Origin of the sequence: Escherichia sp. 94.0001 (assembly GCF_013369155.2) — a bacterium.
In the GTDB taxonomy this organism is placed as follows: domain Bacteria; phylum Pseudomonadota; class Gammaproteobacteria; order Enterobacterales; family Enterobacteriaceae; genus Escherichia; species Escherichia coli_F.
Map to the genome: position 1 here is coordinate 1 of NZ_JABWMS020000039.1, position 21,165 is coordinate 21,165.

Annotated in this window: 22 protein-coding genes; 8 read left to right on the forward strand and 14 right to left on the reverse strand. The window is 51.3% G+C overall.

Annotated features, from left to right (window positions below; all coding sequences use genetic code 11):
- Window positions 1–163 precede the first annotated feature (163 nt).
- The 4 genes from xapR to xapA are packed head-to-tail and all read right to left on the reverse strand — an operon-like array spanning window position 164 to window position 3,450.
- Entirely contained in the window at window positions 164–1,048 is an 885-nt protein-coding gene (gene xapR / locus HEN33_RS16570; protein ID WP_000442947.1) for a DNA-binding transcriptional regulator XapR, read from the reverse strand.
- 40 nt (window positions 1,049–1,088) lie between these two features.
- Window positions 1,089–1,247, reverse strand: a complete 159-nt coding sequence (locus HEN33_RS16575; protein ID WP_000651752.1) for a DUF1427 family protein — start codon at window positions 1,245–1,247, stop codon at window positions 1,089–1,091.
- Between the two features lie 52 nt (window positions 1,248–1,299).
- Window positions 1,300–2,556: a xanthosine/proton symporter XapB gene (gene xapB, locus HEN33_RS16580; RefSeq protein ID WP_000020390.1), complete on the reverse strand. Its 1,257-nt coding sequence runs from the start codon at window positions 2,554–2,556 to the stop codon at window positions 1,300–1,302.
- 60 nt (window positions 2,557–2,616) lie between these two features.
- Window positions 2,617–3,450, reverse strand: a complete 834-nt coding sequence (gene xapA, locus HEN33_RS16585; RefSeq protein WP_000283878.1) for a xanthosine phosphorylase — start codon at window positions 3,448–3,450, stop codon at window positions 2,617–2,619.
- Between the two features lie 248 nt (window positions 3,451–3,698).
- On the opposite strand from xapA, the gene HEN33_RS16590 reads away from it, so the two are divergent.
- Window positions 3,699–4,463 (forward strand): nucleoside-specific channel-forming Tsx family protein, encoded by a 765-nt coding sequence (locus tag HEN33_RS16590; RefSeq protein WP_000716371.1) that lies wholly within the window; start codon window positions 3,699–3,701, stop codon window positions 4,461–4,463.
- Window positions 4,464–4,501: 38 nt separating this feature from the next.
- Here the strand turns inward: HEN33_RS16590 and HEN33_RS16595 are convergent, their stop codons facing one another.
- Window positions 4,502–5,428 carry a LysR family transcriptional regulator gene (locus HEN33_RS16595; RefSeq protein ID WP_001109794.1) on the reverse strand — a complete coding sequence of 309 codons (927 nt, stop codon included), beginning with the start codon at window positions 5,426–5,428 and terminating at the stop codon, window positions 4,502–4,504.
- Window positions 5,429–5,517: 89 nt separating this feature from the next.
- Between HEN33_RS16595 and HEN33_RS16600 the strand changes: the two genes are divergently transcribed.
- Complete coding sequence (locus tag HEN33_RS16600; protein WP_000765604.1) at window positions 5,518–6,516, forward strand: bile acid:sodium symporter family protein; 999 nt, start codon at window positions 5,518–5,520, stop codon at window positions 6,514–6,516.
- On the opposite strand, the gene HEN33_RS16605 is transcribed toward HEN33_RS16600, so the two are convergent.
- The 3 genes from HEN33_RS16605 to zipA all read right to left on the reverse strand — a co-directional run bounded on the left by HEN33_RS16605 (window position 6,513) and on the right by zipA (window position 9,817).
- Window positions 6,513–6,731, reverse strand: coding sequence for a DUF3820 family protein (locus HEN33_RS16605; RefSeq protein WP_000410201.1), 219 nt, complete (start codon window positions 6,729–6,731; stop codon window positions 6,513–6,515). The two genes, HEN33_RS16600 and HEN33_RS16605, sit on opposite strands and share 4 nt — an antisense overlap.
- 1 nt (window position 6,732) lies before the next feature.
- On the reverse strand, window positions 6,733–8,748 hold the full coding sequence (gene ligA / locus HEN33_RS16610; protein ID WP_000443657.1) for an NAD-dependent DNA ligase LigA: 2,016 nt from the start codon (window positions 8,746–8,748) through the stop codon (window positions 6,733–6,735).
- Between the two features lie 70 nt (window positions 8,749–8,818).
- The gene (gene zipA / locus HEN33_RS16615) at window positions 8,819–9,817 is read right to left on the reverse strand and encodes a cell division protein ZipA (RefSeq protein WP_001305210.1); all 999 of its coding nucleotides are present in this window, start codon (window positions 9,815–9,817) and stop codon (window positions 8,819–8,821) included.
- Window positions 9,818–10,046: 229 nt separating this feature from the next.
- Between zipA and cysZ the strand changes: the two genes are divergently transcribed.
- From cysZ to crr, 5 genes are all read left to right on the forward strand, one after another.
- Window positions 10,047–10,808 carry a sulfate transporter CysZ gene (gene cysZ / locus HEN33_RS16620; protein ID WP_032264456.1) on the forward strand — a complete coding sequence of 254 codons (762 nt, stop codon included), beginning with the start codon at window positions 10,047–10,049 and terminating at the stop codon, window positions 10,806–10,808.
- A gap of 184 nt (window positions 10,809–10,992) precedes the next feature.
- On the forward strand, window positions 10,993–11,964 hold the full coding sequence (gene cysK, locus HEN33_RS16625; RefSeq protein ID WP_000034402.1) for a cysteine synthase A: 972 nt from the start codon (window positions 10,993–10,995) through the stop codon (window positions 11,962–11,964).
- Window positions 11,965–12,347: 383 nt separating this feature from the next.
- The gene (gene ptsH / locus HEN33_RS16630) at window positions 12,348–12,605 is read left to right on the forward strand and encodes a phosphocarrier protein Hpr (protein WP_000487600.1); all 258 of its coding nucleotides are present in this window, start codon (window positions 12,348–12,350) and stop codon (window positions 12,603–12,605) included.
- Window positions 12,606–12,649: 44 nt separating this feature from the next.
- Complete coding sequence (gene ptsI, locus HEN33_RS16635) at window positions 12,650–14,377, forward strand: phosphoenolpyruvate-protein phosphotransferase PtsI (protein WP_000623136.1); 1,728 nt, start codon at window positions 12,650–12,652, stop codon at window positions 14,375–14,377.
- 40 nt (window positions 14,378–14,417) lie between these two features.
- Window positions 14,418–14,927, forward strand: a complete 510-nt coding sequence (gene crr / locus HEN33_RS16640) for a PTS glucose transporter subunit IIA (protein WP_000522247.1) — start codon at window positions 14,418–14,420, stop codon at window positions 14,925–14,927.
- Between the two features lie 42 nt (window positions 14,928–14,969).
- Here crr and pdxK read toward each other — a convergent pair whose 3' ends face one another.
- Complete coding sequence (pdxK, locus tag HEN33_RS16645; RefSeq protein ID WP_000096671.1) at window positions 14,970–15,821, reverse strand: pyridoxine/pyridoxal/pyridoxamine kinase; 852 nt, start codon at window positions 15,819–15,821, stop codon at window positions 14,970–14,972.
- A 104-nt stretch (window positions 15,822–15,925) separates the two neighbouring features.
- Here pdxK and HEN33_RS16650 point away from each other — a divergent pair, with 104 nt between their 5' ends.
- Complete coding sequence (locus HEN33_RS16650; protein ID WP_039020925.1) at window positions 15,926–16,294, forward strand: YfeK family protein; 369 nt, start codon at window positions 15,926–15,928, stop codon at window positions 16,292–16,294.
- 2 nt (window positions 16,295–16,296) lie between these two features.
- Here the strand turns inward: HEN33_RS16650 and cysM are convergent, their stop codons facing one another.
- The 5 genes from cysM to cysP all read right to left on the reverse strand — a co-directional run bounded on the left by cysM (window position 16,297) and on the right by cysP (window position 21,154).
- On the reverse strand, window positions 16,297–17,208 hold the full coding sequence (cysM, locus tag HEN33_RS16655; protein ID WP_000105473.1) for a cysteine synthase B: 912 nt from the start codon (window positions 17,206–17,208) through the stop codon (window positions 16,297–16,299).
- A 134-nt stretch (window positions 17,209–17,342) separates the two neighbouring features.
- A complete protein-coding gene (gene cysA / locus HEN33_RS16660; protein ID WP_176262584.1) occupies window positions 17,343–18,440 on the reverse strand; it encodes a sulfate/thiosulfate ABC transporter ATP-binding protein CysA in 1,098 nt (365 codons plus the stop codon).
- Window positions 18,430–19,305, reverse strand: a complete 876-nt coding sequence (gene cysW / locus HEN33_RS16665; RefSeq protein ID WP_000852696.1) for a sulfate/thiosulfate ABC transporter permease CysW — start codon at window positions 19,303–19,305, stop codon at window positions 18,430–18,432. Before cysW ends, cysA begins: the two co-directional genes overlap by 11 nt.
- A complete protein-coding gene (gene cysT, locus HEN33_RS16670; protein ID WP_000458406.1) occupies window positions 19,305–20,138 on the reverse strand; it encodes a sulfate/thiosulfate ABC transporter permease CysT in 834 nt (277 codons plus the stop codon). Before cysT ends, cysW begins: the two co-directional genes overlap by 1 nt.
- Complete coding sequence (gene cysP / locus HEN33_RS16675) at window positions 20,138–21,154, reverse strand: thiosulfate/sulfate ABC transporter substrate-binding protein CysP (RefSeq protein WP_000290253.1); 1,017 nt, start codon at window positions 21,152–21,154, stop codon at window positions 20,138–20,140. The genes cysT and cysP overlap by 1 nt, the downstream gene beginning before the upstream one ends.
- Between the last annotated feature and the right edge of the window lie 11 nt (window positions 21,155–21,165).

Genomic DNA, 21,165 nt, shown 5'->3' on the forward strand with positions numbered 1-21,165 from the left:
GCAGTTGACTTTTAATCAATTGGTCGCAGGTTCGAATCCTGCACGACCCACCAATGTAAAAAAGCGCCCTAAAGGCGCTTTTTTGCTATCTGCAATTTGCGAAATTGCCTGATGCGCTTCGCTTATCAGACCAACTATGTCCGGCAGTTCCCGTGCCTCTCATCTACTGCGCCAACGCCGCCAGCAGTTTAACCAGCGCGGGCGTCACCTGCTGCGTTTCATAAACAATATATAAGTCTGCCGGGATGCGTTCTTTGAGCGGACGGAATATGACACCGGGCCAGTTCATCTGCGCGTAGCTGTCCGCTATCAATGTGATACCAATACCCATACTGACCATGGCGAGTACCGTTTGCGGTTCATTAACTTCGCGAATAACAACCGGTGAAAATCCCACCTGCTGGCAAACTCGCTGCAAAAAATCCCAGTCAGTGTACACGGGCGGCATTGTAACGAAATACTCGTCACGTAGCGCTTCCAGCGGGACGGTGGAAAATGATGAGAGATGATGCTCTTCAGGCATCGCCACCAGAAACGCCGATTCATGCAACCGTAAGCTGGTAAAACCAGTCGGTGGTTCTGTCGCCATTCGCCAGATCCCGGCATCAAGTTCGCGGCGTTCCAGCAAGGCCATTTGCATCGCGGGCATCTTTTCGCGAAACAGAACTTCAACGTTAGGATTTTCTCTAAGGAATCGCCGCATAACCGGGCGCATCCGTCCCCACATTGCCGTTCCCACAACCCCGAGTTCAATCCGCCCTGCTTCTCCCCGACCTATTTGTTCAACCCGAGCCAATATATTATTTGCATTCACCAGCAATCGACGCGATTCTTCCATCAAGATTTTGCCCGCGTGTGTCAGTACGACGCTGCGCGAATGGCGAATAAAAAGCTGCGTGCCGAGTTGATTTTCCAGCTCTTTAATATGAATACTGAGCGGAGGCTGAGACATATTTAAACGCGCTGCTGCGCGACCAAAATGCAACTCTTCCGCTACGGCAAGAAAATAACGGAGCAACTTAAGATCTGTTCTATATACGCGTTCCATAATTAAGTGCTCCATATAAAAAATACATCGTATTAAATTATCATGGCATAAAGTATTTCACCACCAGATATCCGACATACATAAACACGATGGATAATATACCCGGCAATACATTTGGAACAGGAATAGGTAATCGCACGATTGTAAACAAAGCACCAATGCCAAAACCAACGCCAGAAGAAAATAAAATATCTTTCACTAATTAACCTTTATCATAAAAGCAGCCCCAAGGAACAGAGCTGCGAATCCTTTTAATGTGTAACTGAACGATGCGTTATCTTTTCAGGGTCATGGTTATATTTAAACCCAAAGAAAAATATCACTGCGAGGAAAAGAGCATACCCTGCAAACATCAGCCAAATGGTATGCCAATCTTTTACGCCATCCACCGAGAAGTAATCCACTGCCATACCGCTCAGAATCGAGCCAACCCATGCGCCGACGCCATTTACCATCGTCATAAAAAGACCCTGGGCGCTGGCACGAATGCTGGAATCAACTTCCTGTTCGACAAAGACCGAACCAGAAATATTGAAGAAATCGAATGCACAACCGTAAACAATCATCGACAGCAACAGCAAAATAAACCCGGTTGGTGATGGATCGCCATAGGCAAAGAAGCCAAAGCGCAGCGTCCACGCCACCATACTCATCAGCATGACGGTTTTAATACCGAAACGCTTCAAAAAGAACGGTATCGTCAGAATGAAACCGACTTCAGCCATCTGTGAAACTGACAGTAAAATGGACGGATATTTCACCACGAAGCTATCAGCAAACTCAGGATTACGGGCGAAATCATGCAGGAACGGGTTGCCAAAAACGTTGGTAATTTGCAGCACCGCACCCAGCATCATGGCGAAGAGGAAAAAGATAGCCATGCGTGGATTTTTAAACAGCACGAAGGCATCCAGACCCAGCTTGCTGGCAAGCGATGTAGTCGCTTTTTTCTCCGCAACCGGAATCTTCGGCAAAGTCAGCGCATAAGCCGACAGCAGCAATGACGCACCGGACGCGATATACAGTTGCAGACTACTCAATTCCAGATGCAGCAGGCTTACTGCCCACATGGCGACAATGAACCCCACCGTACCAAAAACGCGAATGGGCGGGAAAGCGGTCACCGGGTCAAGCCCTGCCTGGGCAAGACAGGAATAAGAGACGCTGTTCGATAACGCAATAGTCGGCATAAACGCCATCGCATTGACTAACATCACCCAAAACATCATATCCGGATCAGTTACGGATGCCGCATAAAAAAGTACGCCCGCACACACCAGGTGACACAGCATGTATGCACGTTCTGCACGCAGCCATTTGTCTGCGATGATCCCCATTATACCAGGCATAATAATCGCGGCGATCCCTTTGGAACTGTAAACCATGCCAACATTAGCGCCGGTGAAATGAAGGGTATTAATCATGTAAGAACCGAGGGTAACCAGCCAGCTCCCCCAGATAAAATATTGCAAAAAGGACATTACCTTTAAGCGCAAAGCGATGCTCATAATCGTTTCCTTGTCGCATCATATGGCCTCACTCAGTGAGGCCGTTTATTGTTGTTTTACTCAGGCAATTTTGCGCAGAAAGCCGCAAATAAGATTAATAAAGTTTTGCTTTGAGAGTTCCGCTGCTGCCAGCGTTTGGGCATGAGAAAGCTTCACGTCACTCAGACCTTCCGCCATGTTGGTAATCGCAGAGACCGCAACGACTTTAAGTTCGCAATGGCGAGCTGAAATAACCTCAGGCACCACAGACATACCAACAACATCCCCACCAATAATTTGCATCATGCGAATTTCCGCCGCAGTCTCGAAATTCGGCCCCGGATACGAGACGAACACGCCCTCCGTCAGAGGGAACCCCTCTTCTTTCGCCACTTTTTGTAACAGTGCGCGGTATTCCGCATCGTAGGCATTCGCCAGCGAGAAGAAGCGCTCACCAAAACGTTCATCATTAAGACCCACCATCGGCGTTCCCGGCATGGTGTTGATGTGATCTTTCAATGCGACCAGACTGCCGGCCCCCACTTCAGGACGCAGTGAGCCAGCCGCATTGGTGCAGAACAGCAACTCGCAGCCCAGCAACTTAAAGGTACGGATTGCATCCGTCATGATGGTCATCCCACGACCTTCGTAGAAATGTCCGCGACCTTTCATGCACGCCACTGGCACCCCCTGGAGATAACCCAGCACCAGCTCACCCGCATGACCGTGTACGGTACTTACCGGGAACCCAGGCAGCTTTTCGTAGGAAATTGCGACCGCGTTCTCAATCTGATCGGCCAGAGCGCCCAGCCCGGAACCTAAAATAAAGGCCACTCGTGGCGTGAAATCAGGTTTATAAGTCTTGATAATATCTACGCAATACAGTGGGTTATGAGAAAACTGAGCCTGATACATATATATCCTTTTTTTGTAGGGTGGAATCTAACGCCTTTTTATAACGAGATTGCCCTACCTCATACCAATACACTTTTTTCATGTATCCGATAGTTATTCGATATCGATATATTTATATTTTTTCACTATTAATAGGCTGAAAAAACTGTATTGGTACTCTCCTTTCCCTTGCATTAACAATATGCCGCTTTTAATCAACCTTTTTATTAAGCAATCAACTAATAACGATCGGCATAGGGAATTATGCTATGAAAAAACATCTTTTTACTCTGACACTCTCTTCTGTATTGGCGATACCAGCAGTATCCCATGCAGAATTTAAAGGCGGTTTTGCTGATATAGGTATTCATTATCTTGACTGGACTAGCAGAACCACTGAGAAATCGTCGACCAAATCACACAAAGATGATTTTGGATATCTGGAACTGGAAGGCGGCGCTAACTTTAGTTGGGGAGAAATGTACGGGTTCTTCGACTGGGAAAACTTTTATAATGATCGTCATGATAAACAGGGTAGCGAGCAGCGTTATACATTTAAAAATACCAACCGTATTTACCTGGGTGACACCGGATTTAATCTCTACTTGCATGCGTATGGCACCTACGGTTCTGCGAATCGTGTGAATTTCCATGACGATATGTTCCTTTACGGGATCGGCTACAATTTCACCGGCAGCGGTTGGTGGTTCAAACCGTTCTTTGCAAAACGCTATACAGACCAAACCTATTATACCGGCGATAACGGTTATGTCGCCGGTTGGGTTGCAGGTTACAGCTTTATGCTGGGCAGTGAGAAATTCACCCTCACCAACTGGAACGAGTACGAGTTTGATCGTGATGCCACCTACGCGGCAGGTAATGGCGGCAAAGAAGGTCTGAACGGTGCCGTCGCACTTTGGTGGAATGCAACTTCACACATCACCACAGGGATTCAGTATCGTTATGCGGATGACAAACTGGGCGAAGATTTTTACCAGGATGCGATAATCTACTCCATCAAATTTAATTTCTGATTGATTACTGCCGGAGCTCCCGGCAGTATGAATTCACTCTATATCTGATACAACGGATCCCCTTCCCGCCCAGCCATTAGCGCATTGCCCTGGTCTCGTACTACGTCCCATAACGCTTCAGCGGCGGTGGAAAGTGAACGGTTCTTCCTGCGCACCAGCATCAACTGGCGTTCAACCACCGGCGTAATGCGCTTTACCACCAGTGGGCTACCTTCAGGCAATGGTAGCGCCAGTGCGGGAAGAATACTGATGCCGATGCCTGCGGCTACCATCGGGAACAGCGTCGCCGGATGACCAATCTCCTGCACAATATTCGCCTGAATACCATTGCGCGCCAGCGCTGCGTCAATCAGCGGTCGGCTGCCTGACGCGTAATCCTGCAACACCAATTTCGCTCCCTGTAATGCCTGCCAGGGTACATAATCTTCCACGGCCAAAGCGCTATCGCGATGGCAAAGCAGAAAGAAAGGCTCGGAAAGAATCGCTTCACATTGCAGATCGCCCACTGGGCCTGGATCGATGACGATGCCAAAATCGACATCTCCCTGGCGAATACTTTCCATCACCCACTGCTGCGGACGATCGTGCAGGACAAACTGAATATCTGGATAGCGGCGATGGCTTTCAGCAATGCATTGCGGAATAAGATGCGCGGAAATGGTCTGGCTGGCAGCGACCCGAACTTTTCCGCTCAGTTGTTGCCCCATACGCCCGGTATCACGCAACGTGCTGTTAAGTTCATCCAGCAGTCGCTCAAGACGCAAAGCCAACTGCTGCCCTGCATCTGTAAGCACCACTTCACGCGTGGTTCTGTCCAGCAGGCGAACACCAGTATGATTTTCCAGCTCCTTCACACTGTGACTCACTGCCGACTGGCTCAGGCCGATACGCTCTCCTGCACGACTAAAACTTTTCTCCTGCGCTACTGTGACGAAAACCTTTAATTGCTTTAAAGAATAATTCATCTGTTTTCTTCATGAATGGATGCAATAAATCAATTTTATTTCTCAAACTGGAAGAAGCACAATAGAACCATCGATCATCTGGAGTCTATATGAAACTTTTTCGTATCCTCGATCCTTTCACCTTAACCCTGATCACAGTGGTGTTGCTGGCCTCTTTCTTTCCGGCCAGAGGCGATTTCGTCCCCTTCTTTGAAAATCTGACCACTGCAGCGATTGCTCTGCTGTTCTTTATGCACGGCGCGAAGTTGTCGCGTGAGGCGATTATTGCTGGCGGTGGTCACTGGCGACTGCATTTGTGGGTAATGTGCAGCACCTTCGTGCTGTTTCCGATTCTGGGCGTGCTGTTTGCCTGGTGGAAACCGGTAAATGTCGACCCGATGCTCTACTCCGGTTTTCTCTACTTGTGCATTCTCCCCGCGACCGTGCAGTCTGCAATCGCCTTCACGTCAATGGCGGGCGGTAACGTCGCGGCGGCGGTTTGTTCTGCGTCGGCATCCAGCCTACTGGGGATTTTCCTTTCACCGTTGCTGGTTGGCCTGGTGATGAATGTTCACGGTGCAGGGGGCAGCCTTGAGCAGGTAGGTAAGATAATGCTGCAACTGCTGCTGCCATTTGTGTTGGGGCATCTTTCCCGGCCGTGGATTGGTGACTGGGTGTCGCGTAATAAAAAATGGATTGCGAAAACTGACCAGACGTCCATTCTGTTGGTGGTTTATACGGCATTCAGCGAAGCCGTCGTTAACGGTATCTGGCACAAAGTTGGCTGGGGATCATTGCTGTTTATCGTGGTGGTCAGTTGCGTTCTTCTGGCTATCGTGATTGTAGTTAACGTCTTTATGGCACGCCGACTAGGCTTCAATAAGGCAGATGAAATTACTATCGTCTTTTGTGGTTCGAAAAAGAGTCTGGCAAATGGCATCCCGATGGCAAACATTCTGTTCCCCACATCGGTGATCGGTATGATGGTGCTGCCTCTGATGATTTTCCATCAGATCCAATTGATGGTCTGTGCGGTGCTGGCGCGTCGATACAAACGCCAGACCGAACAGTTACAGGCGCAGCAGGAAAGCAGCGCCGATAAAGCTTAAAGTGGGCGTTTCAGGGGCTGGACCAGTTGCGTCAGCCCCTCGGTTTTAATCAGCAGCGTGATTTGCATTAGCTCACCGAGCTTCCCTGCCGGGAACTCATCTTTGCGGGCAAACCACAGAAGATACTCCTCCGGCAGGTCGATTAAGCGACGCCCTTTGTATTTGCCAAACGGCATTATCGTATTGGCTATTTCAATCAGCTGCTCTTTTTCCATCTCAGCTACCCAGCAAACGCAGCATTTCCGTTTCGTCGATGACTTCAATGCCCAGTTCCTGCGCCTTCGCCAGTTTAGATCCTGCAGCTTCACCCGCTATCACCAGATCGGTTTTCTTCGACACGCTGCCCGCGACTTTCGCGCCCAGTTCGACCAGTCGAGCTTTAGCGTCATCACGCGACATCTGGCTTAAGCTGCCCGTAAGCACCACGGTTTTACCAGCAAACGGGCTGTCAATCTCTTCCGCGTTAATCACCACCGGCGCAGGCCAGTGAACGCCTTCCGCCAACAGCTCGCTGATGACATTGCGGTTGCTTTCTTCGGCAAAGAAGTTGTGAACGTGGGAGGCAACGACAATGCCAACATCAGGCACCTTTTGCAGCTCTTCAATCGAAGCGGCTTCCAGCGCTTCCAGCGTGCCGAAATATGCCGCCAGACCTGCTGCGGTGGCCTCGCCGACTTCACGGATGCCAAGTGCATAGAGGAAGCGGGCAAAGGTGGTTTCTTTCGCTTTTTCCAGCGCGTTAACCACATTTTGTGCCGATTTCGGCCCCATGCGCTCCAGTCCGGTCAGTTTGCCTGCGGTGAGTTTGAACAGATCCGCCGGGGTATGGACATATTCTTTTTCAACCAGTTGATCGATGATTTTGTCGCCCATACCGTCAACGTCCATCGCACGGCGGGAAACAAAGTGTTTCAGCGACTCTTTACGCTGAGCACCGCAAATCAGGCCACCGGTACAGCGGGCAACCGCTTCACCTTCCACACGCTCGACGTCAGAACCACATACCGGACAATGCGTCGGGAATACAACCTCACGGGTATCTTCCGGGCGTTCAGAAAGCACGACGTTAACCACCTGCGGGATCACGTCGCCAGCGCGGCGAATCACCACTTTATCGCCAATGCGTAAACCAAGACGTTCGATTTCGTCAGCATTATGCAGTGTGGCGTTACTCACCAGCACACCAGCAACATGGACTGGTTCAAGACGCGCAACAGGCGTAATCGCGCCAGTACGCCCAACCTGAAACTCGACGTCACGCACAAAGGTCATCTGTTCCTGCGCCGGAAATTTAAACGCTACTGCCCAGCGCGGGGCACGCGCGACAAAGCCAAGCTGTTCCTGCTGTGCCAGTGAGTTGACCTTAATTACCACGCCGTCGATATCAAAGCCCAGCGTCGGGCGGTCTTCTTCCACTTTGTGGTAGAACGCCAGCACCTCTTCCGCCGATTCACAAAGCGTTACCCGATCGCTGACCGGTAATCCCCACTTTTTAAATTGCAGTAAACGGCCAAGATGAGTATCCGGCAGCTCGCCACCTTCCAGAACACCGACGCCATAGCAGAAAAAAGTGAGCGGTCGCTTCGCTGTAATACGCGGATCAAGCTGACGCAGTGAACCTGCAGCCGCATTACGCGGGTTAGCAAACACTTTCCCGCCTGTGCGTCGCGCATCTTCGTTGATCTTTTCGAAGCCGGCCTGCGGCAGGAACACTTCACCACGAACTTCCAGACGCGCCGGGATATTCTCGCCGTGAAGCTTCAGCGGAATGGCGCGAATAGTACGCACGTTTGATGTAATGTCTTCGCCGGTAGTGCCATCGCCACGGGTCGCTGCACTGACTAAAACGCCATTTTCATACAGAATGCTGACGGCAAGACCATCCAGTTTCAGCTCACAGCACCAGGTCACTTTTTCGTTGCTTTTCAGACGATCCTGTACGCGTTTGTTGAAAGCAAGAAAGCTTTCTTCATCAAAGACGTTATCCAGCGACAACATGGGCACTTCATGGCGGATCTGGCTGAAAGCCGCCAGCGGCGCAGCACCTACACGTTGGGTAGGTGAATCAGGTGTAATCAGCTCTGGATGTTTGGCTTCCAGCTCGCGCAGTTCGCGCATCAGCCTGTCGTATTCAGCGTCGGGAATTTCCGGCGCATCCATCACATGATAAAGATATTCATGATGGCGAAGCGTCGTTCGCAGTTCTGTCAGTTGTTGTTCGATTGATTCCATATCGCACCATCAATGCTAAAAACCCCCGACAAGCGGGGGTTCGAAGAGGAGTTAATTTGCCTTAAGTGTATCAGGCGTTGGCGTCTTTGACTTCGCGGATGATGTCCTGGTACTCGCGCAATTTCTGCGGAGTCATCATACGGCGCTGATCGTCAAGCACTACACCGCCCACTTCATCGGCAATATGCTGCGCAGATTGCAGCATCAGCTTAAAGTTCTGCAGCTCGTCACCGTAAGACGGTACCTGCATAAAGATAGTGACACCCGGAGTAGTGAAATCCTTCATTTCAGGATCGAAGGTTCCCGGTTTCACCATATTCGCCAGGCTGAATAACGCCGGGCCGCTGCCATCCGGGCTAAGATGACGATGGTAAATGTTCATATCGCCAAAAATGAAGCCCGCTTGTTGAATGCTGTTAAGAAGCAGTTCACCGTTTAACTCGCTACCGTGATGCGCCGCGACGTTCATGATAATCACCGCTTCTTTGCGCTTCGGTTTATCCATAACTGGAGCCGGTTCCGCTACAGGCTCAGGCTGTGGTGCCGCTACAGGTTCTGCAGGCTGGAAAGCCTGTTGTGCCGGTTGCGGTGCTGAATGCACTGGCTGCGGCGCTGACGCGACCTGTGGCGAAACTGGCTGCTGCAACGGCTGTTCAGGCTGAGGCTGATAGGCAGGCTGCTGCACGGGTTGCTGCACCGGCTGCGTTGGACGCGGAGCATGTTGCGGCGGTACCTGCGCTTCAGGCGGCTGCTGGACCGGTTGACGCGGCTGCGCAGACGCATAAGGCGGTTGGTACTGGTGTTGCGGCGACGGACGAGCAGCCTCATGCTCCTGGGCGTTAGCCGGGGCATGATTCACGCGGTGAACACGAACCTCACCAACGCCCTCATCATCTTCGACATCCTCGTCATAAGAATCGTCGTCACGTTTTGACTTCATTCGTTTTAATGGCCGATCGCGGAACATAGAAGATCGTTCTTTACGGCTGGTCCAGAAACCATGTACCAGTAAAGCGATTATGGCGATCGCGCCAACAATGATTAATATCAGACGCAAATCCTGCATCATTATATTCTCTGTTGTTCTAACACCTTGCCACCACGGCAAACATTTACTCACTAAGAGTATTTGCCGATTACCTCAAGTGCAAGTGCACTATTAACTTTCACAGCACAAAGATAGATGAAATCGTGCTTTTTGCTGTTTTTTCGAACATATCCTAACTGTCCATTGCGCAATTACCCGGTAAAATACGCAGAATTTTCCTGGGATTGGTCAAAAGGAGCTCATCCTGATTATGGTTTCATCATTCACATCTGCCCCACGCAGCGGTTTTTACTATTTTGCGCAAGGCTGGAAGCTCGTCTCGCAACCTGGGATTCGGCGTTTTGTTATTTTACCGCTGTTGGTCAATATTTTGTTGATGGGGGGCGCATTCTGGTGGCTCTTTACGCAACTCGATGTCTGGATCCCGACTCTCATGAGTTACGTTCCGGACTGGCTACAATGGCTGAGCTATCTGTTGTGGCCTCTGGCCGTCATCTCCGTGCTGTTAGTTTTTGGCTATTTTTTCTCCACGATTGCTAACTGGATTGCCGCTCCGTTTAATGGCTTGTTGGCAGAACAGTTGGAAGCGCGATTGACTGGCGCTACGCCGCTAGATACCGGGATTTTCGGTATCATGAAAGATGTGCCGCGAATCATGAAACGCGAATGGCAAAAATTTGCCTGGTATCTGCCGCGCGCAATTGTATTGCTAATTCTTTACTTCATCCCTGGCATTGGGCAAACCGTCGCGCCGGTACTGTGGTTCCTGTTTAGTGCCTGGATGTTAGCCATCCAGTATTGCGATTACCCCTTCGATAACCACAAAGTGCCGTTTAAAGAGATGCGTACCGCCCTGCGCACACGCAAAATCACCAATATGCAGTTTGGTGCTTTAACCAGCCTGTTTACGATGATCCCGCTGCTTAACCTGTTCATCATGCCCGTTGCCGTTTGTGGCGCGACAGCTATGTGGGTCGATTGCTATCGCGATAAACACGCGATGTGGCGTTAACAATCTACCGGTTATTTTGTAAACCGTTTGTGTGAAACAGGGGGGGCTTATGCCGCCCCTTATTCCATCTTGCATGTCATTATTTCCCTTCTGCATATAGATATGCTAAATCCTTACTTCCGCATATTCTCTGAGCGGGTATGCTACCTGTTGTATCCCAATTTCATACAGTTAAGGACAGGCCATGAGTAAGATTTTTGAAGATAACTCGCTGACTATCGGTCACACACCGCTGGTTCGCCTGAATCGCATCGGTAACGGACGCATTCTGGCGAAGGTGGAATCTCGTAACCCCAGCTTCAGCGTTAAGTGCCGTATCGGTGCCAACATGATTTGGGATGCCGAAAAGCGCGGCGTGCTGAAACCAGGCGTTGAACTGGTTGAACCAACCAGCGGTAATACCGGGATTGCACTGGCCTATGTGGCTGCCGCTCGCGGTTACAAACTCACCCTGACCATGCCAGAAACCATGAGTATTGAACGCCGCAAGCTGCTGAAAGCGTTAGGTGCAAACCTGGTGCTGACCGAAGGTGCTAAAGGCATGAAAGGCGCAATCCAAAAAGCAGAAGAAATTGTCGCCAGCAATCCAGAGAAATACCTACTGCTGCAACAATTCAGCAATCCGGCAAACCCTGAAATTCACGAAAAAACCACCGGTCCGGAGATCTGGGAAGATACCGACGGTCAGGTTGATGTATTTATTGCTGGTGTTGGGACTGGCGGTACGCTGACCGGCGTCAGCCGCTACATTAAAGGCACCAAAGGCAAGACTGATCTCATCTCTGTCGCCGTGGAGCCAACCGATTCTCCGGTTATCGCCCAGGCGCTGGCAGGTGAAGAGATTAAACCTGGCCCGCATAAAATTCAGGGGATTGGCGCTGGTTTTATCCCGGCTAACCTTGATCTCAAGCTGGTCGATAAAGTCATTGGCATCACCAATGAAGAAGCTATTTCTACCGCGCGTCGTCTGATGGAAGAGGAAGGTATTCTTGCAGGTATCTCTTCTGGAGCGGCTGTTGCTGCAGCGTTGAAACTACAAGAAGATGAAAGCTTTACCAACAAGAATATTGTGGTTATTCTACCGTCATCGGGTGAGCGTTATTTAAGCACCGCATTGTTTGCCGATCTCTTCACTGAGAAAGAATTGCAACAGTAATGCCAGCTTGTTAAAAATGCGTAAAAAAGCACCTTTTCAGGTGCTTTTTTGTGGCCTGCTTCAAACTTTCGCCCCTCCTGGCATTGATTCAGCCTGTCGGAACTGGTATTTAACCAGACTAATTATTTTGATGCGCGAAATTAATCGTTACAGGAAAAGCCATAGCTGAATCGATTTTATGATTTGGTTCAATTCTTCCTTTAGCGGCATAATGTTTAATGACGTACGAAACGTCAGCGGTCAACACCCGCCAGCAAAGGACTGTATTGCGCTCTTCGTGCGTCGCGTCTGTTAAAAACTGGCGCTAACAATACAGGCTAAAGTCGAACCGCCAGGCTAGACTTTAGTTCCACAACACTAAACCTATAAGTTGGGGAAATACAATGTTCCAGCAAGAAGTTACCATTACCGCTCCGAACGGTCTGCACACCCGCCCTGCTGCCCAGTTTGTAAAAGAAGCTAAGGGCTTCACTTCTGAAATTACTGTGACTTCCAACGGCAAAAGCGCCAGCGCGAAAAGCCTGTTTAAACTGCAGACTCTGGGCCTGACTCAAGGTACCGTTGTGACTATCTCCGCAGAAGGCGAAGACGAACAGAAAGCGGTTGAACATCTGGTTAAACTGATGGCGGAACTCGAGTAATTTCCCGGGTTCTTTTAAAAATCAGTCACAAGTAAGGTAGGGTTATGATTTCAGGCATTTTAGCATCCCCGGGTATCGCTTTCGGTAAAGCTCTGCTTCTGAAAGAAGACGAAATTGTCATTGACCGGAAAAAAATTTCTGCCGACCAGGTTGATCAGGAAGTTGAACGTTTTCTGAGCGGTCGTGCCAAGGCATCAGCCCAGCTGGAAACGATCAAAACGAAAGCTGGTGAAACGTTCGGTGAAGAAAAAGAAGCCATCTTTGAAGGGCATATTATGCTGCTCGAAGATGAGGAGCTGGAGCAGGAAATCATAGCCCTGATTAAAGATAAGCACATGACAGCTGACGCAGCTGCTCATGAAGTTATCGAAGGTCAGGCTTCTGCCCTGGAAGAGCTGGATGATGAATACCTGAAAGAGCGTGCGGCTGACGTACGTGATATCGGTAAGCGCCTGCTGCGCAACATCCTGGGCCTGAAGATTATCGACCTGAGCGCCATTCAGGATGAAGTCATTCTGGTTGCCGCTGACCTGACGCCGTCCGAAACCGCACAGCTGAACCTGAAGAAGGTGCTGGGTTTCATCACCGACGCGGGTGGCCGTACTTCCCACACCTCTATCATGGCGCGTTCTCTGGAACTGCCTGCTATCGTGGGTACCGGTAGCGTCACCTCTCAGGTGAAAAATGACGACTATCTGATTCTGGATGCCGTAAATAATCAGGTTTACGTCAATCCAACCAACGAAGTTATTGATAAAATGCGCGCTGTTCAGGAGCAAGTAGCTTCTGAAAAAGCAGAGCTTGCTAAACTGAAAGATCTGCCAGCTATTACGCTGGACGGTCACCAGGTAGAAGTGTGCGCTAACATCGGTACGGTTCGTGACGTTGAAGGTGCTGAGCGTAACGGCGCTGAAGGCGTTGGTCTTTATCGTACTGAGTTCCTGTTCATGGACCGCGACGCGCTGCCCACTGAAGAAGAACAGTTTGCTGCTTACAAAGCAGTAGCTGAAGCGTGTGGCTCACAAGCGGTTATCGTTCGTACCATGGACATCGGCGGCGACAAAGAGCTGCCATACATGAACTTCCCGAAAGAAGAGAACCCGTTCCTCGGCTGGCGCGCTATCCGTATCGCGATGGATCGTAAAGAGATCCTGCGCGATCAGCTCCGCGCTATCCTGCGTGCCTCTGCTTTCGGTAAATTGCGCATCATGTTCCCGATGATCATCTCTGTTGAAGAAGTGCGTGCACTGCGCAAAGAGATCGAAATCTACAAACAGGAACTGCGCGACGAAGGTAAAGCGTTTGACGAGTCAATTGAAATCGGCGTAATGGTGGAAACACCAGCGGCCGCAACAATTGCACGTCATTTAGCCAAAGAAGTTGATTTCTTTAGTATCGGCACCAATGATTTAACGCAGTACACTCTGGCAGTTGACCGTGGTAATGATATGATTTCACACCTTTACCAGCCAATGTCACCGTCCGTGCTGAACTTGATCAAGCAAGTTATTGATGCTTCTCATGCTGAAGGCAAATGGACTGGCATGTGTGGTGAGCTTGCTGGCGATGAACGTGCTACACTTCTGTTGCTGGGGATGGGTCTGGACGAATTCTCTATGAGCGCCATTTCTATCCCGCGCATTAAGAAGATTATCCGTAACACGAACTTCGAAGATGCGAAGGTGTTAGCAGAGCAGGCTCTTGCTCAACCGACAACGGACGAGTTAATGACGCTGGTTAACAAGTTCATTGAAGAAAAAACAATCTGCTAATCCACGAGATGCGGCCCAATTTACTGCTTAGGAGAAGATCATGGGTTTGTTCGATAAACTGAAATCTCTGGTTTCCGACGACAAGAAGGATACCGGAACTATTGAGATCATTGCTCCGCTCTCTGGCGAGATCGTCAATATCGAAGACGTGCCGGATGTCGTTTTTGCGGAAAAAATCGTTGGTGATGGCATTGCTATCAAACCAACTGGAAACAAAATGGTCGCGCCTGTAGACGGCACCATTGGTAAAATCTTTGAGACCAACCACGCGTTCTCTATCGAATCTGATAGCGGCGTTGAACTGTTCGTCCACTTCGGTATCGACACCGTTGAACTGAAAGGCGAAGGCTTCAAGCGTATTGCTGAAGAAGGTCAGCGCGTGAAAGTTGGTGATACCGTGATTGAATTCGATCTGCCGCTGCTGGAAGAGAAAGCCAAGTCTACCCTGACTCCGGTTGTTATCTCCAACATGGACGAAATCAAAGAACTGATCAAACTGTCCGGTAGCGTGACTGTGGGTGAAACCCCGGTTATCCGCATCAAGAAGTAATTCTTGCCGCAGTGAAAAATGGCGCCCATCGGCGCCATTTTTTTATGCTTCAGTCAGCGGCGGCAAAATCAATTCATCGCTACCATACTGCTGGGTATAGCGCATCACCTCCAGCACGCGTAATCCCGCGCTATGTACCGCGTCAGTTAATTCCTTACCTTTCAACAAGCCACTGATAAGCTGAGCACAAAACAGGTCGCCAGTACCTTTCAGGTCAGTTTTAACCCGTGAATGGGAAATGACATTCACGCTGTCGGCGGTGACCACCACCACCTGCATCTCCTGATTTTCTTCATTACCGGAGGCACTGGTAATCACCACCCACTTTAATGTGTCTGAAAGCAGACTTTTTGCGGCAGCAATGGCGCTGTCGAGATCGCGGCAATTTTTACCTGTCAGGATTTCCAGCTCAAAGATATTAGGCGTAATACCCTGCGCCAGAGGCAGTAAATATTGTCGGTATGCCTCAGGAAGGTCAGGTTTGACATAAATTCCGCTATCAATATCGCCAATCACCGGATCGACCATAATCAATAAGTCAGGATGGTCTTTGCGTAGCGCAGTCAGCCACTCGGCAAGGATTTTGATTTGCGATGCCGTTCCCATATAGCCCGTGGTGACAGCGCGCAGCTGGCGCAGCGCATCACGCTCCTGAAGCGCACGCAAATAACCGCTAAACCATTCGTCCGGAATCGCACCACCGTAGAAAGTGTCATAATGCGGCGTATTGCTGAGCAACACGGTCGGCACGGCAAAGACATTCAGGCCGTTCTGTTTAATAGCAGGCACGGCAATGCTGTTGCCTACGCTGCCGTACACTACCTGCGACTGAACGGCGACGATATCTGCCTGCAATGCCCTGCTCTTATCGTTAAACAACAACAAACTACTCATTTAATTTTTTCTCCTTGCCGATGATCCTCATCGTATTCCAACCGAAACTTTACCTGATTCTGGCAGTCAAATCGGCTATCACCACACAAGGATAAGGTAATTCAGTGAAGAAAATCATTTGTCTTTTAATAACGCTTCTAATGACACTCCCCGCTTACGCGAAGTTAACCGCCCACGAAGAAGCCCGCATCAACGCCATGCTGGAGGGATTAGCACAGAAAAAGGATTTGATATTTGTGCGCAACGGCGATGAACATACCTGCGATGAAGCGGTTTCCCATTTGCGTCTGAAGCTGGGCAATACCCGTAATCGCATTGATACTGCTGAGCAATTTATTGATAAGGTTGCTTCGTCATCATCGATTACCGGGAAGCCGTATATCGTGAAGATGCCCGGTAAGAGCGATGAAAACGCGCAACCTTTTTTACATGCGTTAATTGCGCAGACGGATAAAACGGTGCCTGCACAATAATCTTAAATCCCCGCCCCCTGACTAAAGTGCTCTTCCCCAAACACCCCGGTAGAAAGGTAGCGATCGCCACGATCGCAGATGATCGCTACCACCACTGCACCAGGGTTGGCTTTTGCCACCCGCAGTGCTCCGGCAACCGCGCCGCCGGAACTTACACCGCAGAAAATCCCTTCCCGCACTGCCAGTTCGCGCATGGTGTTTTCCGCATCGCGCTGATGAATATCCAGCACCTCATCCACCAGCGAAGCGTTGAAGATGCCTGGCAGATATTCCTCAGGCCAGCGACGAATGCCGGGAATGCTGCTGCCCTCTTCCGGCTGCAGACCAACAATGGTCACCGGTTTGGATTGCTCGCGCATAAAGCGCGACACGCCGGTAATCGTACCGGTCGTCCCCATGCTGGAGACAAAATGGGTAATGCGACCGCCGGTTTGCTGCCAGATTTCCGGCCCGGTGGTGGTGTAATGCGCATAAGGATTATCGGGATTATTAAACTGATCGAGCAGCTTGCCTTCGCCACGATTCGCCATCTCCAGCGCCAGATCGCGCGCACCTTCCATGCCCTGCTCTTTAGTGACCAGAATCAGCTCCGCACCGTAGGCACGCATCGCCGCGCGACGCTCCTGGCTCATGTTATCGGGCATCAGCAATTTCATGCGATAGCCTTTTAGCGCAGCGATCATTGCCAGCGCAATCCCGGTGTTACCACTGGTGGCTTCGATTAACACATCACCCGGTTTAATTTCCCCGCGCTTTTCCGCCTCGACGATCATCGAAAGCGCCGCACGATCTTTCACCGAACCGGCCGGATTATTGCCTTCCAGCTTTAACCACACTTCACTGCCGTTATCCGGCCCCATTCGTTGTAATTTCACCAGAGGCGTATTGCCTATTGTTTGTTCTAATGTACTCACGATCTCTGTCCATACGTGGTGTTGCCTGATGCGACGTTTACGCGTCTTATCAGGCCTACAGGTTACAAAACCTTGCCATTAAAAAGCCCGGATCGCGGGAAGCGCCTCCGGGCGTTTAACATTCACTCAACCTATCAGGCGCTTTGCGCGAGAGCAAGTTCCTCATCGCGGGTTTCAATACGCTCGTCGCCGTTATACAGTCGAGCATGTTGTAGCCCGACGAACAAACGATCGCCGCGCACCGGCGCATCATCACCACGCATTACCACGGTGAGCGGATCTTCATACCACCCCAGCGGCTGCACGACTAATTGGGTGTAGTGACCTTTCGGGCTGGCTTCCAGCACCTGCACCGGCAGCGGCGAATCGAGGCTGGTGCGGCGGCTGATATCCACTTCCCACGGGCGCAGGAAGAGATCCACCGGCCCCTGGTACGCAGGGGTATATCCCAGCGGCCAGCGATGTGCGCCAACGTGGAACTGTCCGCCGCGAATCGTTCCCTGCAAGCGGTTTACTTCGCCCATAAACTCCAACACAAAACGGGTAGCCGGTTCGCGCCAGACCTGATCGGGTTCATCAGCCTGTTCGATATTGCCCTGGCTCATCACCACCACGCGGTTGGCGACTTCCATCGCCTCTTCCTGGTCATGGGTCACGAACACACTGGTGAATTTCAGCTCTTCATGCAACTGACGCAGCCAACGACGCAGCTCTTTACGCACCTGCGCATCCAGCGCGCCAAACGGTTCATCAAGCAGCAGAATTTGCGGTTCGACAGCCAGCGCGCGCGCCAGCGCCACACGCTGTTTCTGACCGCCGGAAAGCTGCGCCGGATAACGATCCGCCAGATGGGCAAGCTGCACCATTTCCAGTAATTTTGTCACTTTCGCTTTGATCGCCGCGGCATTCGGGCGCTCGCGACGCGGCAGCACCGTCAGGCCAAAGGCGATATTGTCGAACACCGTCATATGGCGGAACAGCGCGTAATGCTGAAACACGAAACCGACTTTACGATCGCGTGCATGCAGGCGGCTGACGTCGGTGCCGTGGAAACGAATATGCCCGCTGGTTTGATGCTCCAGCCCGGCGATAATCCGCAGCAGCGTGGTTTTCCCGGAACCGGACGGCCCCAGCAACGCAACCATCTGACCAGAAGGAATACCCAGTGAGATATCGTTCAGCACCTGGGTGCGACCAAACGACTTCTTAATATTGGCAATCTCAATGCTCATGATGTTCCTCCTGTTGCGCGCGTTTTTCCTGATTCTCCAGGCGCCACTGCAACATACTCTTTAAAAACAGGGTGATAATCGCCATCAGCGTCAACAGCGCCGCGGCGGTAAAGGAGCCGACGGTGTTGTAGTCCTGCTCCAGCAATTCAATCTGTAACGGCAGCGAAAGTGTTTCACCGCGAATCGAGCCGGAAACCACCGACACCGCGCCAAACTCGCCAATCGCGCGGGCGTTGGTCAGCACCACGCCATAAAGCAGAGCCCAGCGGATGTTCGGCAGCGTGACGCGGCGGAACATCTGCCAGCCAGACGCGCCAAGCAAAATCGCCGCTTCGTCTTCCTGGCTGCCCTGGCTTAACATCACCGGCACCAGCTCGCGCACCACAAACGGACAGGTCACGAAGATGGTGACCAGCACCATTCCCGGCCAGGAGAACATAATTTGCAGATTATGTTCATCCAGCCAGCCGCCGAGCGGGCCATTAGAGCCGTAGAACAGCAGATAGACCAGACCGGCAACCACCGGCGACACAGCAAACGGAATGTCCAGCAGCGTCAGCAGCAACTGGCGTCCGGGGAAGTTAAAGCGCGTCACCAGCCAGGCCAGCAGAATCCCGAACACCAGGTTTACCGGGACGGCAATCAGCGCAATCATCACCGTTAGCCAGATGGCATGTAGCATGTCCGGATCAGCCAGATTCTGTAAAACCGGCATCAGCCCTTTGCTGAATGCCTGCACGAAAATGTATATCATCGGCACCAGCAGGATGAACGCCGAAACCAGCATTCCGGTGCCAATCAGAAACCATTTGCCCCAGTTAATCGGGCGCGCGTCATAACGCTTCAACTGTGTCACTTCCGCCATTAATGACCTACCACACGCCGACCAAAGCGACTTTGCAGAGTGTTAATTGAGAACAGCAGCAACAGTGATGCCGCGAGGATCACCGAAGCAATTGCGCTCGCCGCCGGGTAATCAAACTCCTGTAAGCGAACAAAAATCATCAGCGACGTCACTTCTGTCTTCCAGGCGATGTTCCCGGCGATAAAAATCACCGCACCAAACTCACCGAGACTACGGGTAAACGACAGCGCCACGCCCGCCACCAGCGCCGGAGAAAGCTCCGGCAGCACTACTTTGCAGAAACTCTGCCAGCGCGTTGCACCGAGCGTTTCTGCCGCTTCTTCATATTCCGGGCCTAACTCCTCCAGCACCGGCTGCACGGTACGCACCACAAACGGAATGCTGGTAAAGGCCATCGCCACCGCGATACCAAGCCACGTATAGGTGACTTTGATATCAAACTTCGCCAGCCACTCGCCGTAAAAACCGTTCACGGAAAAGAGCGAGGCCAGCGTTAAACCTGCTACCGCCGTTGGTAGCGCAAACGGTAAATCCATCAGCGCATCAAGCAGCGTGCGGCCCGGAAAGCGATAGCGGGTTAAAATCCACGCCATCAGCAGGCCGAAAACGCCGTTAAAAATCGATGCCACAAACGCCGACAGCAGCGTCACTTTATAGGCCGCAACCACCTGCGGGTTGGTGATCACCTCCCAGTACTGCGCCCAGCTCATCTGAGCCAGTTGCATCACCAGCGCGGAGAGCGGCAGCAGCAAAATCAGGCACACAAACAGCAGACTGGTGCCGAGGCTTAAAGTAAAGCCCGGCAGCACGCGTCTGGAAGAAACTGCAAACATTAGTTACGCCCCGCCGCTAACAGCTTGTCTAACTCGCCGCCGCTGTTGAAGTGGGTTTTCATCACTTCCGGCCAGGAGCCAAATTTATCTTCCACGCGAAACAGTTCGGTCTGCGGGAATTTGTCTTTCAGTTTGTCCATGACTTCCGGGTTATTCACGCGGTAGTAATAATCGGTAATGATCGTTTGCGCCTGTGGGCTGTAGAGCCAGTTCAGGTAAGCTTTTGCCGCTTTTTCCGTGCCGTTGGCCTGCACGTTTTTATCGACCCACGCCACCGGGAATTCCGCCAGAATGTTGGTTTTCGGAATCACCACTTCAAAGCCCTGCGCTTCATACTGCTTGCGGATGTTGTTCACTTCCGATTCGAAGCTAATCAGCACATCGCCCAGCCCGCGCTCGGCAAAGGTGGTAGTTGCGCCACGACCGCCGGTATCGAACACTTCCACGTTTTTCAGGAACTGGGTCATAAACTGTTCGGTTTTGGCTTTATCGCCACCGTCGGCTTTATCCGCTGCGCCCCACGCGGCTAGATAGGTGTAACGCGCGTTACCGGAGGTTTTTGGGTTCGGGAAAATCAGCTTCACGTCGGAGCGCACCAGATCGTTCCAGTCGTGGATATTCTTCGGGTTGCCCTTACGCACCAGGAAGCCCATGGTGGAGTAAAATGGCGAGCTGTTATTCGGCAGACGCGACTGCCAGTCAGCCGGGATCAGCTTGCCTTTATCATGCAGGATCTGCACGTCGGTCACCTGGTTATAAGTGACAACGTCTGCTTTTAAGCCCTGCAAAATCGCCAGCGCCTGTTTTGATGACCCGGCATGAGATTGTTTAATCGTTAGCTTGTCGCCACCGTTATCTTTCGCCCACTGCTGCTCAAACGGGGTATTCAGGGCGGCAAAGAGCTCGCGGGAGACGTCATAAGAACTGTTCAGCAGTTCCGTTGCCTGTACATGGCCCGCCAGCAGCAGAGAAGCGACCAGCGCGAGTGAGTTCTTTTTCAGTAAGTTAACGGCCATTGCGCACCCTT

Excerpts from the sequence above, each read along its gene's own strand:
- ptsH (WP_000487600.1), top strand. The coding sequence starts at position 12,348 with ATGTTCCAGCAAGAAGTTACCATTACCGCTCCGAACGGTCTGCACACC.
- xapR (WP_000442947.1), bottom strand. The coding sequence starts at position 1,048 with ATGGAACGCGTATATAGAACAGATCTTAAGTTGCTCCGTTATTTTCTT.
- HEN33_RS16595 (WP_001109794.1), bottom strand. The coding sequence starts at position 5,428 with ATGAATTATTCTTTAAAGCAATTAAAGGTTTTCGTCACAGTAGCGCAG.
- HEN33_RS16605 (WP_000410201.1), bottom strand. The coding sequence starts at position 6,731 with ATGGAAAAAGAGCAGCTGATTGAAATAGCCAATACGATAATGCCGTTT.
- zipA (WP_001305210.1), bottom strand. The coding sequence starts at position 9,817 with ATGATGCAGGATTTGCGTCTGATATTAATCATTGTTGGCGCGATCGCC.
- HEN33_RS16600 (WP_000765604.1), top strand. The coding sequence starts at position 5,518 with ATGAAACTTTTTCGTATCCTCGATCCTTTCACCTTAACCCTGATCACA.
- cysA (WP_176262584.1), bottom strand. The coding sequence starts at position 18,440 with ATGAGCATTGAGATTGCCAATATTAAGAAGTCGTTTGGTCGCACCCAG.
- cysZ (WP_032264456.1), top strand. The coding sequence starts at position 10,047 with ATGGTTTCATCATTCACATCTGCCCCACGCAGCGGTTTTTACTATTTT.
- xapA (WP_000283878.1), bottom strand. The coding sequence starts at position 3,450 with ATGTATCAGGCTCAGTTTTCTCATAACCCACTGTATTGCGTAGATATT.
- ligA (WP_000443657.1), bottom strand. The coding sequence starts at position 8,748 with ATGGAATCAATCGAACAACAACTGACAGAACTGCGAACGACGCTTCGC.
- crr (WP_000522247.1), top strand. The coding sequence starts at position 14,418 with ATGGGTTTGTTCGATAAACTGAAATCTCTGGTTTCCGACGACAAGAAG.
- ptsI (WP_000623136.1), top strand. The coding sequence starts at position 12,650 with ATGATTTCAGGCATTTTAGCATCCCCGGGTATCGCTTTCGGTAAAGCT.
- cysP (WP_000290253.1), bottom strand. The coding sequence starts at position 21,154 with ATGGCCGTTAACTTACTGAAAAAGAACTCACTCGCGCTGGTCGCTTCT.
- HEN33_RS16590 (WP_000716371.1), top strand. The coding sequence starts at position 3,699 with ATGAAAAAACATCTTTTTACTCTGACACTCTCTTCTGTATTGGCGATA.
- pdxK (WP_000096671.1), bottom strand. The coding sequence starts at position 15,821 with ATGAGTAGTTTGTTGTTGTTTAACGATAAGAGCAGGGCATTGCAGGCA.
- cysT (WP_000458406.1), bottom strand. The coding sequence starts at position 20,138 with ATGTTTGCAGTTTCTTCCAGACGCGTGCTGCCGGGCTTTACTTTAAGC.
- xapB (WP_000020390.1), bottom strand. The coding sequence starts at position 2,556 with ATGAGCATCGCTTTGCGCTTAAAGGTAATGTCCTTTTTGCAATATTTT.
- cysK (WP_000034402.1), top strand. The coding sequence starts at position 10,993 with ATGAGTAAGATTTTTGAAGATAACTCGCTGACTATCGGTCACACACCG.
- cysW (WP_000852696.1), bottom strand. The coding sequence starts at position 19,305 with ATGGCGGAAGTGACACAGTTGAAGCGTTATGACGCGCGCCCGATTAAC.